General features: G+C 36.7%; 13 protein-coding genes and 1 tRNA gene. 7 read left to right on the forward strand and 7 right to left on the reverse strand.

Features of this window, described 5'->3' with window-relative positions; translation table 11 throughout:
• Nucleotides 1–4: 4 nt before the first annotated feature.
• Entirely contained in the window at nt 5–799 is a 795-nt protein-coding gene (trpC, locus tag VB264_RS19780; RefSeq protein ID WP_323252198.1) for an indole-3-glycerol phosphate synthase TrpC, read from the forward strand.
• 257 nt (nt 800–1,056) lie between these two features.
• A complete protein-coding gene (locus tag VB264_RS19785) occupies nt 1,057–1,734 on the forward strand; it encodes a DUF2306 domain-containing protein (RefSeq protein ID WP_323252200.1) in 678 nt (225 codons plus the stop codon).
• A gap of 350 nt (nt 1,735–2,084) precedes the next feature.
• On the opposite strand, the gene VB264_RS19790 is transcribed toward VB264_RS19785, so the two are convergent.
• The 3 genes from VB264_RS19790 to VB264_RS19800 all read right to left on the reverse strand — a co-directional run bounded on the left by VB264_RS19790 (nt 2,085) and on the right by VB264_RS19800 (nt 4,613).
• Nucleotides 2,085–3,422: a dihydroorotase gene (locus VB264_RS19790; protein WP_323252202.1), complete on the reverse strand. Its 1,338-nt coding sequence runs from the start codon at nt 3,420–3,422 to the stop codon at nt 2,085–2,087.
• A 19-nt stretch (nt 3,423–3,441) separates the two neighbouring features.
• Entirely contained in the window at nt 3,442–3,951 is a 510-nt protein-coding gene (locus VB264_RS19795) for a CvpA family protein (protein WP_323252204.1), read from the reverse strand.
• A 209-nt stretch (nt 3,952–4,160) separates the two neighbouring features.
• On the reverse strand, nt 4,161–4,613 hold the full coding sequence (locus tag VB264_RS19800; RefSeq protein ID WP_323252206.1) for a GatB/YqeY domain-containing protein: 453 nt from the start codon (nt 4,611–4,613) through the stop codon (nt 4,161–4,163).
• Between the two features lie 212 nt (nt 4,614–4,825).
• Between VB264_RS19800 and VB264_RS19805 the strand changes: the two genes are divergently transcribed.
• Entirely contained in the window at nt 4,826–5,554 is a 729-nt protein-coding gene (locus VB264_RS19805) for a pyridoxine 5'-phosphate synthase (protein WP_323252208.1), read from the forward strand.
• Nucleotides 5,555–5,749: 195 nt separating this feature from the next.
• On the opposite strand, the gene VB264_RS19810 is transcribed toward VB264_RS19805, so the two are convergent.
• From VB264_RS19810 to tgt, 4 genes are all read right to left on the reverse strand, one after another.
• A complete protein-coding gene (locus VB264_RS19810) occupies nt 5,750–7,420 on the reverse strand; it encodes a hypothetical protein (RefSeq protein ID WP_323252210.1) in 1,671 nt (556 codons plus the stop codon).
• A 31-nt stretch (nt 7,421–7,451) separates the two neighbouring features.
• Nucleotides 7,452–8,153, reverse strand: a complete 702-nt coding sequence (locus VB264_RS19815) for a hypothetical protein (RefSeq protein WP_323252213.1) — start codon at nt 8,151–8,153, stop codon at nt 7,452–7,454.
• Between the two features lie 228 nt (nt 8,154–8,381).
• Nucleotides 8,382–9,482, reverse strand: coding sequence for a non-hydrolyzing UDP-N-acetylglucosamine 2-epimerase (wecB, locus tag VB264_RS19820; protein WP_323252215.1), 1,101 nt, complete (start codon nt 9,480–9,482; stop codon nt 8,382–8,384).
• Nucleotides 9,483–9,489: 7 nt separating this feature from the next.
• On the reverse strand, nt 9,490–10,623 hold the full coding sequence (tgt, locus tag VB264_RS19825) for a tRNA guanosine(34) transglycosylase Tgt (protein ID WP_323252217.1): 1,134 nt from the start codon (nt 10,621–10,623) through the stop codon (nt 9,490–9,492).
• Nucleotides 10,624–10,880: 257 nt separating this feature from the next.
• Here tgt and VB264_RS19830 point away from each other — a divergent pair, with 257 nt between their 5' ends.
• The 4 genes from VB264_RS19830 to VB264_RS19845 all read left to right on the forward strand — a co-directional run bounded on the left by VB264_RS19830 (nt 10,881) and on the right by VB264_RS19845 (nt 13,525).
• The gene (locus tag VB264_RS19830) at nt 10,881–11,942 is read left to right on the forward strand and encodes a glycosyltransferase (RefSeq protein WP_323252219.1); all 1,062 of its coding nucleotides are present in this window, start codon (nt 10,881–10,883) and stop codon (nt 11,940–11,942) included.
• A gap of 172 nt (nt 11,943–12,114) precedes the next feature.
• Nucleotides 12,115–12,756, forward strand: a complete 642-nt coding sequence (gene rsmG, locus VB264_RS19835; protein ID WP_323252222.1) for a 16S rRNA (guanine(527)-N(7))-methyltransferase RsmG — start codon at nt 12,115–12,117, stop codon at nt 12,754–12,756.
• 161 nt (nt 12,757–12,917) lie between these two features.
• Nucleotides 12,918–12,991, forward strand: a tRNA-Asn gene (locus VB264_RS19840).
• A 180-nt stretch (nt 12,992–13,171) separates the two neighbouring features.
• Nucleotides 13,172–13,525, forward strand: coding sequence for an ISAon1 family transposase N-terminal region protein (locus VB264_RS19845; protein ID WP_323252224.1), 354 nt, complete (start codon nt 13,172–13,174; stop codon nt 13,523–13,525).
• Nucleotides 13,526–13,555 lie beyond the last annotated feature (30 nt).

Raw genomic sequence — 13,555 nt, forward strand, 5'->3', positions numbered from 1 at the left:
ACAAATGACTATTTTAGATAAAATTATCGCCCATAAAGCACAAGAAGTAGCCCAACGTAAGGAACAAGTTTCTGTTCAGGAGTTAGAAAAAAGTGGCTTTTTTGCTAAAACGAATAATTCCTTAAAAACAAGTTTGCTTAATCCTGCATCTTCAGGAATCATTGCTGAATTTAAAAGAAAGTCGCCTTCAAAAGGTATCATCAATGGAAATGTAACGGTGGAGGAAGTAACGGCTGGCTATGTAAAAGTTGGTGCAGCTTGCTTATCGGTATTGACAGATTTTGAATTCTTCGGAGGTTCAAGCGAAGATTTTCTGAAAGCTCGTCGTACTAATCCGACGATTCCGATGATTCGTAAAGATTTTATGATAGATGAATACCAAATCATTGAAGCAAAATCTTTGGGTGCAGATGTAATCCTTTTGATTGCGGCAAATTTGACACCTCAACGTATACAAGATTTAGGAAAACTGACGAAAGAATTGGGGATGGAAACTCTCTTGGAAATTCATGACGAAGAAGAATTAAATCGTAGTTTAAATCAATACATTGATGTAATAGGTGTCAATAACCGTAACCTCAAAAATTTTGCTGAGCAAAATGTAAATGCATCATTGGAATTAGCCGAAAAAATTCCTGCTGAATGTATCAAGATTTCAGAAAGCTGTATTTCACAAGCTGAGACGATTAAATTATTAAAAACCGTGGGTTACAAAGGCTTTTTAATTGGTGAAACTTTTATGAAAACCGATAATCCTGCGGAGGCTTTGAAAACATTGATTGATGAGGTAAAAGCTTAAGACTTCTCGCTCCGAAGCAAATTTATTAAAAATGAAATGCTATTTCAATTTACTATTAGCTGGTGACTTAAGTCACCAGCTAATAGTAAATTGAAGGAAAAGCTTTGTCAAATGTCCCAAACAGGCTTAAAACTTCCCTATTATTGCCAAATATCCCATTATCTTGTTCGTTTTCCCAAGAATTTTATCGGTTTGTATGTAAGTGCTAATTTTGACTCAATCAAAAAACAAGCATTTAACACAAATCGAATACTGAAATGGAAATAGTTTTAAAAATGGCATTATATGTTCATATCGTTGCAGGCTTTACAGCTTTAACAACTGGATTAGTACCCATGTTTGCCAAAAAAGGAGGAAAAGCTCATGTGTTTTGGGGCAATGTATTTTACTGGGCGATGTTCTTAGTAGCATTAACGGCTTTGATGCGCTTTAAAATGGAATTTCGCCTAATTTTCTTGACTGGTATTGCCGTTTTTAGTTTTTATAATACTTTCACGGGAGCGAGACTAATACGCATGAAGAAAAATCTACAACCTGAATTCGTTGATTGGTTTGGTGCTATCTTAACCATCGTAAGTGCTTTTGCTATGATGGCTTTTGGGGTGTTAGCCTATCAAAAAGGGGTTGCTTTTTATGCTATTTTGTTTACTATTTTTGGTGTATTTTCTTTATTGATGGCAACGGAAGATTTAAGGGTATTTTTAGGGAAGAAGGTTGTCAATAATACAGGAGCTGTACAAGCAAGATATTGGTTTCAAAACCATATTTCCAGAATGGGCGGTGCTTATATCGCTACCGTAACGGCATTTTTAGTAGTAAATAATCCTCCCTATATTCCAGGTTTAGTAGTTTGGATTGCACCGGGTGTAATAGGTGGAATAATTATTGGAAGAACTCGTAGATATTATATGGAGAAGGCAAAAAGTAGGCTTTAGGCAAATATTAATATACACTCATGGCATGACTAACATAATATTATTTCTTCTGAAAATAACTTGGTAGTCATGCCATGAGTATCATTAAGTAAATTTTGCTATACCAAGTTTGTTTCTTCAAAAATAATATTCCCTTTCGTAAGACCTTACTTTTCTTGTCTTGACACAAGAAAAGTAACAAAAGAAAGTCAAGAAATTCCGAAACTCGCTTCGCTCAAACAGCGGAATTTTGAAATATGCTGACGCCATACTAATAATATAATAAGGAATAAACTCTTTAATAGTACAATCTTGGCAGTAAGCTCTAAACAAAATGCCTAAAGCTTACAGCCTATTGCCTAAAGCAAATCTTATCTTTCAAACAACATTCTTTTGCCTGTAACACTTTCGTCAAATGTACCGTCTTGGAATGCTAAATGCCCTGAAACGATTGTATGCGTGATTTTTGAATGTAAAGTCTGTCCTTCTAATGGCGACCATCCACATTGGTAGAAAACATTTTCTTTGGTAACTGTAGTGCTTTCATTCAAATCTACCAAGACTAAATCAGCCCAATAGCCTTCGCGGATATAGCCTCTTTTAGCAATCTGAAAACAATCTGCCACAGCGTGCGACATCTTCTCTGCAATTTTCTCTAAAGAGATTTTACCTTCTTTATAAAACTCTAACATCAAATTCAAAGGATGCTGTACCAAAGGCAAACCCGATGGCGAAGACCAATAAGGATTTTGTTTTTCAGCCCAAGTGTGCGGAGCATGGTCGGTAGCAATTACGTCTATTCTATCGTCTAACAACGCTTTTAACAATTGCTGTTTGTGTCCATCGGCTTTTACGGCAGGATTACATTTTATCTGATTCCCCAAGGTTTCATAGTCGCGCGCATCAAACCAAAGGTGATGCACACAAACCTCCGCCGTAATTTTTTTCTCTTTTAAAGGAATCTCATTCGTAAACAATGCTGTTTCCTCGCCAGTAGTAATATGCAGAATATGCAGGCGAGCATTATGACGTTTGGCTAATTCAACCGCCATTGATGACGATTTATAACAAGCCTCCACATTCCTGATTTCAGGGTGTACTCTCGGATGTGGATTATCACCAAAGCGTTGTTTATAAATCTCAGTATTGGCGCGAACCGTTGCTTCGTCTTCGCAGTGTGTAGCAATCAGCATCGGACTTTTAGAGAAAATATTTTCAAGAGTTTTCTCATTATCTACCAACATATTGCCCGTTGAAGAACCCATGAATACCTTAACGCCACAAACATTCTGGATATTGGTTTTCAAAACCTCTTCAATATTATCATTAGAAGCACCCATATAAAAAGAGTAATTGGCCAACGATGTACGAGCAGCAATATCGTATTTGTCAGCTAATAAATCTTGGTTCAAAGCATTGGGAACAGTATTAGGCATTTCCATAAAGGAAGTAACACCACCCGCTACCCCAGCACGAGCCTCTGAATGAATACAGGCTTTGTGGGTCAATCCAGGCTCACGGAAATGCACTTGGTCGTCAATTACGCCAGGGAAAAGGTATTTTCCTTTAGCATCAATGACAGTATCGGCAGTTAAGCCAGCTAGATTGTTGTCAATTTTTTCAATGAATCCGTCTTTTACAAAAACGTCTACCGATTGAATTTTGCCTTCGTTAACTACTTGGGCATTCAGAATAAGTATTGTGTTCATCCTTAAATCAGGCTCAAATTTACTTGCTTAATTTATCAATTTGTTTGGGTACTATATCGATGGCTTTTTCCACTACTTTCGGAGCGAGTGGCTGTACCAGTGGGTAAAGATAAACTTTTTCAGCATCACTTGCGGGAATTTTAATGCCAATGGCGGTAATTAACCAGATGAAGATACTGATACCAAAAGCCCAAGTGAAGGCTCCGACAACAGCACCCGCAAAAGAATCAAAATTTCCTAAAACGGTATAACGGATAGATTTTCGTAAGGTCCATCCTAGTTTATTAATAAGGTAGACAATAGGGAAGAAAACAGCTCCAAAACCAATATAAGGCATGATTTTGTTCGTTACGCTATTGCTTATATAAGGCGAAGCCAGGTCGCTAGCAAAGCCTAATGTACGAAAACCAATAATGACAGAAACTACAAAAGCGATAATAGAAATGATTTCAATGATAATGCCTCGTTGATAACCAATATAAGCTCCCCAGAGGGTTGGAAGAAGTATGAAAATATCGATTGGTTGCATAGATACGAGATTGAGTAACACAGGAATCTTCCTATATTAATTACCTCATCCTCAATTTTCTATTACTAGCGAGGGACTTAAGTCCCTTGCTAGTAATAGAAAATTGATTTAACAGCCCAACAGATACTCGGTTAGAGGTGCTGTGCCTACGGATAAGGTTATGCAAAACTGGTCGTTTTGTTATGATAAGATTTCCTTAAAACAAAAAACTAACTCAAAATAGCTTTCACCATCGCAGAAATTACTTTACCGTCTGCTAGTCCAGCTAATTCTTTCGTAGCAACACCCATGATTTTACCCATGTCAGACGGAGCAGAAGCACCTACACGTACTTTGATTTCTTCTAATTTAGCACGAAGTTCGTCTTCTGTTAATTGCTTTGGTAAGAATTCCTCGATAATTGCAAGCTCGATTTGTTCCTTTTCAGCCAAATCCGCACGACCTTGTGTTGTAAATATATCTAAAGAATCTCTTCTTTGTTTAGCAGCTTTTGTCAATAATTTTAATTCAACATCTGCTGGCAAGTCTCCACTGGCATTGTTTCCAGAAGTTTCTTCTAACAGAATTAATGCTTTTAAAGCACGTAAAGTGCGAAGACGGTCTTGGTCTTTTGCACGCATGGCATCTTTAATGCCGCTTTCAATATTGGTTTTTAATGACATGATTTTATTTGAGATTTTGAAAATATGTAATTTTGAAAATGTTTCTTTTTCAAAATACGTATCTTTGGCCCATTCACAGAACATTATTATTTGGATAAATGTTCTTTTACAAAGGTAATAAAACAGTTATCAGTTATTTGGCTTAGCGTATCAGTATTTTATCCATCATGGGTGTAAAATACATAAATATGGAGCTTTTATCATTTTTCAGTATGACTAAATTAAGTGTTAATATCAATAAGATTGCTACTTTAAGAAATTCAAGAGGAGGCGATAACCCCAATGTAGTAAAAGTAGCTTTAGACTGCGAGCGTTTCGGTGCAGAAGGCATTACAGTACACCCCCGACCAGACGAACGCCATATCCGTTATCGTGATGTATTTGATTTAAAGGAAGTGGTCACAACGGAATTTAATATTGAAGGAAACCCATCAGAGAAAAAGTTTGTAGAATTGGTGTTAGCTAACAAGCCAACGCAAGTAACCTTAGTGCCCGATGCCTTAGGGGCAGTGACATCTAATGCAGGTTGGGATACCATAAAATACAAAAGTCAGTTAATTGATTTAGTTGCTCAGTTCAAAGAAGCAGGTATCCGAACATCCATCTTTGTAGATGCCGATGTAAGAATGGTAGAAGGTGCAAAAGAAACAGGTACAGACCGCATCGAACTTTATACCGAACCTTATGCAGAACATTACTTTAAAAACAAAGAATTAGCCATTCGTGATTTTGTAACTGCCGCTACCAGAGCCAACGAATTAGGTTTAGGCTTGAACGCAGGACACGATTTGAGTTTGGATAACCTTAGGTATTTTCAACAAAACATTCCTAATCTTTTAGAAGTATCCATCGGTCACGCACTAGTTTGCGATGCCCTTTATTTGGGTTTAGAGAATACAGTACAGTTGTATTTGAGAGAGACGAAGGCAGCAGAGGATTGATTAGTTGTTAAGATTGATTAAATGAATAAAACCAAGGTTTAAAGACGATTTGACATTAATAATCTTATGATTTATATTGGTTAATGTTGTGTTCAATGAATCTTAAAGATTTATCCTCCCTTAATAGAGAAATAGCGTATAAATAATACTAACTGCTAGTATTATTTATACGCTATTTCAAGTTAATTTAAATCTCTACTTACAATTATCAATAGTGATTTTTCCACTAATCTTCAATGTATTAGTAGATGAAGTATAGCTTGCAGTAGCTGTAATACTCTTTTCTGGAGGGAAAGTAGTAGTACCTTTACTCGGAGTAAACGTTGTAGAATAGTTTTTACCATCGTAAGGAACTACCACCACATAAGGAACATTGTTTTCTAATACAGCGGTAGCTGTTCCAGAAGTAGCGTAAATGTTAATAGCCTTACTAATATTTTCACTCTGCTTATAAATAGATACATACCCTGTATATTTAATAGTAAGGCTTTTGTTACTACATTTAGCATCCATTACAAAATTTACATTGATTTTTTCTGGTACTATAACTGGGGCAACATTAACAGTAATAGAGCTTGTATTACATGGATTAAAGAATCCCGTTTCAGCTACTTTATCGTATCCGCGTCCATTAAATACTACTATTTTGACGCTAGTATTTGGAACTTTCGGTATTGTAGTTGTGAAACCGTCATATAATTCTACCCCTGCACTCCAAGTAGTATTAGAATATAAACCACTAAGATATTGCCCACGAGCGTCTAATATTTCAACCCAATATACTTTCCTTGCACTTGGATTAGGCATTCTAACCGTCACTGTAAAGGGTTTATAACAAGTACTCACCCACCAGTCCACATTCCAAGCTGATAAGTGTGTTACATTGAAATCAGCTTTCAATTTACCATCTGTTCCTGTTGTAACAGTGGCTAAACTTTCATATTGCCATTGTCCAGTTTCTTCATTTAAACTCCAAACAGGAATAGTTTCACCAGACTTTACTGCATTTCCAGTTGTTGGGTTAACTAAGCTATTATTTAAATCCATACTCACACCAACTGGCTTTGAGAAGCTTTTAACTTCTTTCCCACCAACAAACATATCGATTGCCATAAAGCCAGCCGTTTGGAAAACAACTCCACCATCAATAGCTTTTCCGTCAGTACCAATAACATTAGGAGCAGAGAAGCCTCCTGGGAAAGACAAAATTGAACTTTCTGTGCCTGTGCCATAATGTGCAACCCTAGACTCAAGCTGTGTGCCTGTTAAAACACTCCCTGACGCATCTAACAACTGTGTTCCTGCTGCAATAGCAACCTTTGATGCCTCAGTCATGGTTGATGTTTTAGGTGTTACAAGACTAATTTCAGGAGTTGTGTTTCCAGTCAGAGGAGATTGTTGGATTGTTGCAGAGGTTCCCTCTGCAGGGTTTGCATATTCAACTGCCTGAACTTGAAATTCATTAGCATCGGTTCCAGTAACGGTTATTTGTTGTGTTACTGGTGTAAAACCCGGAATTTCGGCAGAAACTGTAAATGAAAGAGGATTTGCAGGAGTAGGTATTGTTTTGGTGTCCAATGCTAGTGTTACTAGCCCATTTGCAGCTTTGTAATCTTTGCCCCCTTCACTCATAACAACTAAACCAGCATCTTTACCGCTGACTTTAATAGAGAAGTTTGTAGGTTGATTCGTTGCTGTACTTTTGGCATTGACAAATCTAATTAATACTGGAGAGGTATAAATATCGGCATTCACTACTAACTCAACACCATCTAAAGGGTTTATTTTCTGGCAAGCTACAATTAAGGTAAGTCCAAACAATACATATATCATTGGGCGAAAGAAGGAAGTAAATTTTATGTTCATTTTCTTAGAATAAAGTTTAAATAATTTTCAATTAGTCTAATCTTATGGCTAGTCTTAGATTAATAACTGGCCAATAGTGCCAATCTTTCATGTTTTCTTGTACTATAGCTTGTTGTTCACTCATGCTACTGAGTCGTTTCTCACCAGTTATTATCACCTCTGGTGTTTTTGTGTAATAAGTACCCAACTCAAAGCCAAAGCCTATTCTACTTTTTGGGATGGTACGTCCAAAACCTAAGCCAGCAAATGGAGCAATGCTTTTACCATAATCTACCGACAACTTAACATTTCCAATTTCGTCGGGCGTAAAGCTCGTGCTTCCAAAAGTATAAGTACCTGTGGGAGTAACTACTACCGATACTTTTCCTTTGTCGATATACGATGCACCACCAAATAGCTTAAAACTACTTTTCTTGAAGGGGTGGTATTCAAAAGATAAACCTGCCATTGCTAGGTCTGCATCCCCTGCTAATTTCACATCCTCGTCAGAGGCATTAGTAGTGGTATTGACATTGTATTTGAAATAACTGAAACCCAGACGGGCAGTAACTTTAGGACTTAATGCGTAGGCTAAATCAATTCCTGGCGTTGTGCCAAGATTCAAAGAAAGACCTAGTTTATGATTGTTTTTTGTTTTTGAAGAGTCAGCTATGGTAATATCTTTAGCAAAGATATTGCTGCTTATTAGAAACAAATACAAAAGCAATAAACTAGTGGTAGTTTTTGTTTTCATCGGAAGTTAAGTTTAAGATATGATGGTAAATATAGTTTCTTTTTAATTTTAAGCAATATATTACTGAATATTTTTATTATACGGTAGATGGGTTTTTCCTTTTCTGCGTAAAATTGCATGAATTCCTATGTTGAGCGAGAGAGTAGAAGGGCTTTTATCACTAGAATAAATGGATAATGAAAGGTGCTTTAGTGAATCCGTAGAAAAGATTCACTAAAGTACTTATTTTTACGCTAATTTCTCAATTAAGATATCAGCAATTCTTTCTGAAGTATGTCCGTCCCAAAGTGGAGGGATTTGTCCTTTTTTCGTTTTTCCTGCTAAAACTTCTAAGAACTTTTCATGGACTGTTACAGGATTTAAATCAGCTAAAAGTTGGTTCGTACCAATTTCAACCGTGATAGGTCTTTCAGTAGAATCCCTAAAAGTCAAACATGGGATTTGTAAGAAAGTAGTTTCTTCTTGAATCCCTCCCGAATCTGTAATAATAATAGTGGCATTTTGCATCAACTGCAAAAACTCTAAATATCCCTGTGGTTCAGTTAAAACTAAGCCTTCGATAGCTTCAAGTCTTTCAGATAAACCAAATTTCTTGAAATTATTAGCCGTACGAGGGTGAATAGGCAACACTACTTTTTTATAACGAGCAGTATCTTCGATTACATTCAAAATCGCTTCTAAACCCTCTGGTGTATCTACATTCGCAGGGCGGTGCATAGTCACTACTGCATAACTATCTTTTTGCAGATTCAAATCATCCAAAACGCTAGTTTGCTTCGCTTTTTCTAAATAATGCACCAACGAATCAATCATCACGTTGCCTACAAAAAATACTTTTTCGTCGGGTACACCTTCGTGCTTTAAATTATCCACACCCGACTGTTCAGTAATAAATAAATATTCTGATACACTATCAGTTAAGATTCTGTTCAGTTCTTCAGGCATCGAACGGTCGCCACTTCTTAAACCTGCTTCTACGTGTGCCACAGGAATATGAGATTTGATTGCGACCAACGTACAAGCCAACGTAGCGTTTACATCGCCTACGACCAACACTAAATCAGGTTTTTCTACTAATAAAACCTTCTCGAATTCAAGCATCGTTTTGGCTGTTACTTCCGTATGCGAACCACCACCAACACCCAAGAAATAATGAGGCTTTGGCATTTGAAGTTGCTCGAAGAAAACGTCACTCATCTTGGCATCAAAATGCTGACCAGTGTGAACAATTTTCGATTCAATCTCTGGACGTTGTTCAAAAGCACGGTGCAAAGGTGCTACTTTCATAAAGTTTGGTCTTGCACCAACGATGTTTAATATTTTTATCATAATGTTATTATAAACGTTGCATTAATTTCACAACCATACTGTCTTTCCAAGGCTTGAAAGTACCTGCGATAATGTGTTCTCTGGCTTGTTTTACCAACCATAAGTAAAAACTTAGGTTATGCACACTCGCTATCATCGCCCCTAGCATTTCGTCTGCTTTCAACAAATGGCGAACATAAGCCTTTGTATAAAAATTACTGGCATAACAGTCTAACCCCGTGTCAATCGGCGAGAAATCATCCTTCCATTTCTCATTCTTCATATTGATAGTCCCTTCGGTAGTAAACAACATACCATTTCGGGCATTACGAGTAGGCATTACACAGTCGAACATATCTATACCCAAAGCTATGCTCTCTAAAATATTGGCTGGTGTACCCACTCCCATCAAATAACGAGGCTTGTCTTTTGGCAAAATATCCGTTACCAATTCCGTCATTTCGTACATCATTTCGGCAGGTTCTCCAACTGAAAGTCCGCCAATGGCGTTTCCTTCACGCTCAAAACTAGCGATTACCTCCGCCGATTTTACTCTTAAATCCTTGTAAACACTGCCTTGAACAATGGGGAAAAGCGTTTGGCTATAACCATATTTAGGTTCGGTACGGTCGAAATGGTCGCAACAGCGTTTTAGCCAACGGTGCGTCATTTCCATCGACTCGCGTGCATAACCATATTCGCAAGGGTATGGCGTACATTCGTCGAAAGCCATGATAATATCTGCGCCAATCGTTCTTTGAATATCCATCACCCCTTCTGGACTAAAAAAATGTTTAGAGCCATCAATATGAGATTTGAAGGTAACGCCCTCCTCTTTGATTTTACGACCAGTATCTGCCAAAGAATATACCTGATAGCCTCCTGAATCTGTCAAAATCGGTCTGTCCCATCCATTGAATTTATGCAGACCACCTGCTTTTTCAATAATATCCAAGCCAGGGCGGAGGTAAAGGTGATAGGTATTACCCAAAATGATTTGGGCATTGATATCCTCTTTTAATTCACGCTGATGAACAGCTTTTACCGAGCCTGCTGTACCCACAGGCATAAATATAGGTGTTTCTATTTGTCCGTGATCAGTTTGAAGAACGCCTGCACGGGCTTTAGAATTAGGGTCATTGTTAAGTATATCGAAAGTCATTTGCTGAACAAAAAGGATTTTTTAAAAGACTCAAAACTGATTGATTTTGCGTTTAATGATCCTTTCTGAATTTATTTTACCGAAAAGATTACAAAATTACGAGTTTTCTCAACAAATCTTTCTTCTTTTACTCATAGCCTTTAGGCTTTTACTTATCTTTGCACTCCCAAAAGATTAACCAACTGATATTTAATACCTTGATACCCTTTCTATTTAGCATATACATATTTTCTGTTGGCCTTCAACTATTTTTTATTTTGTTCGTTTTTGCCAAAGTCAATACGCACGAAACACCAATTCATGAAGCAAATACTTCCGAAGGCGTATCAGTAATTGTTTGCGCATGGAATGAATTAGAAAATTTGAAAGCATTAATTCCGCTATTGGATAATCAGGCTTATCCTACTTTTGAAGTAATCATCATGGATGATCGTTCTTGGGACGGTACGCACGAATATTTAATGCACGAATGTGGAGCGTTTCAGCACGTAAGGTTTATTCAAATAGAAAAAACGCCTGACCATCTTTCAGCCAAGAAATATGCGTTGACATTAGGCATCAAATCGGCAAAATATGATGTATTATTGCTAACAGATGCTGATTGTCGCCCACAGAATGAATTTTGGATTAAAGGAATGGCGGAATGTTTATTGCCAGAAAAACAGATTGTGCTAGGTTTTTCGCCTTATTATTCCGAAAAATCTTTCTTGAATAAGCTGATTCGTTACGAAACCTTTATTACGGCTGTACAATATTTTTCATTGGCTTTAAAAGGGCAACCTTATATGGGTGTTGGACGAAATTTGATGTACCGCAAATCACTGTTTCTTGAAAACAAAGGCTTTGCAAAACATACAAACATAGTAGGTGGCGATGATGATTTATTTATGAACGACGTAGCGACTGCTGAAAACACCGCTATTTGTTTAAACGCTGATACATTTATGTATTCCGTACCCAAAACAACGTGGGAAACTTGGTATCGACAAAAAACAAGACATCTTTCAGTTAGTAAATATTATCGTTTTGAAAACAAATTAGTGTTAGGAAGCCTAGCTTCTACCCAGATATTTTCTTGGGTTTTATTAGGTGTATTAATTCCATTTACATTTCACTCAGTACTTTTATATGGAGTATTAGGTGTTTTTGGAATAAGATTATTAGCACAGTGGATTGTATTTGCCAAGGCCAACAATCGTTTAGATAAGACACTCAATACAGTAACATTACCCTTTTGGGATTTTATATTTACCAGTTATTTTTTGATTATGGGAACCAATAATTTGATTCCTAGAAAGAAAAAAATGAGATGGAAATGAGGGAGTTTTGAGTTTTGAATGATGAGTTTTTCGATTAAATTATTTTTTTACCCGCAGATATGACAGATTAATATCGCAGATTTTCACTGAAGCTATTTGTCTCCAAAAATCTGCGTACAAATCTCTGAAAATCAGCGGGTAAAAATCAATTCGCTCAATCACACAATAAATTATGAACATGACAAACAACCATACATTAATAGAAAAGTATTTTCCACAGCTTACAGAAAAGCAAAAACAACAGTTTGCTCAGTTGGGAGAATTATACACGCATTGGAATGCTCAAATCAATTTGATTTCGAGAACAGATATGGACAATCTTTATGAAAAACATATCTTACATTCCTTGGCTATAGCCAAAGTAATAACCTTTAAAGATTTCAGTGAAATACTAGATGTAGGTACAGGTGGAGGTTTCCCAGGCATTCCTTTAGCCATCATGTTTCCTCATTGCCAATTTCATTTGGTAGATAGTATTGGCAAGAAGATAAAAGTAGTCAATGAAGTAGCAAAAGCGTTAGGATTAGAAAACGTTCGTGCAGAACAAATCAGAGCAGAAGAAATAGATGGAGAATATGACTTTATTGTAAGTCGTGCCGTTACACGCCTTCTACCATTTTACGGATGGGTAAAAGGGAAGATAAACATCAATAATTATAATAAATTGAATAATGGCATTCTTTATTTGAAAGGAGGCGATATGAAAGAGGAGTTGAAAGAATTAGGGAAAAAGACGAGAGTATTTGAATTGTCTGATTATTTTGAAGAAGAATTTTTCGAGACAAAGATGGTAGTTCACGTTCCGATGAAGTAAAAAGTGGTTTTTAAATCGATTAAAATGAAAAAAAATGTTTTTTGTAATAATCTGAAAATCAAGGAATAATCAATTTTATTTAAAATCTTGTATTTTTTTTCATAGAAAACACTTGCATGATATTCAAAAACGGACTACTTTTGCATCACGATTAACAACAATCCTTCTTAGCTCAGCCGGTTAGAGCACATGACTGTTAATCATGGGGTCCCTGGTTCGAGCCCAGGAGAGGGAGCAATTAATCACAAAAAGCCTTCATACGCAACGTATGAAGGCTTTTTTGTTGGAACACTATTCCGTAATTGTTCCAAGAATTTTGGAACAGTTTGGAAAAGGCATTTTTCGGGTCAAGTCAAATAGTTGGGGGCATCGAATAATTTCTTTTCTTTGCATTCTCAACCAATACTAATTTCCCTTGAATCCATCCGAACAAAGTCTCATTAGTTTTTTCTTACCAGAAGGTATTCTGGAATATTTCGAATTGACCAAAGTTGAAAAGGAGCACAAAGAGCTTCAGATTTATCTTGAAGAAAAGAATACTGTACCCTCGGGTTATCAGAAAGAAGACCTTGAATCCAAAGGTTTCTTTCCAGAGGTAAGCATCCAAGACTTTCCAATCCGTGGGCAAAAAGTCGCTTTACGAATTAAGAGGCGTCGCTGGACAGTTAAGAAGACAGGGAATATCATTAGCAGAGATTGGGATTTAGTAATAAAAGGAGCTCGAATGACTACGGAATTCGGTCTTTTTTTAAAAGGAATATTTGGATAATTATCCCATCAGTTGTTATCATCTTGGTGA

Origin of the sequence: Arcicella aquatica (genome assembly GCF_034928825.1) — a bacterium.
Lineage (GTDB): Bacteria > Bacteroidota > Bacteroidia > Cytophagales > Spirosomataceae > Arcicella > Arcicella aquatica.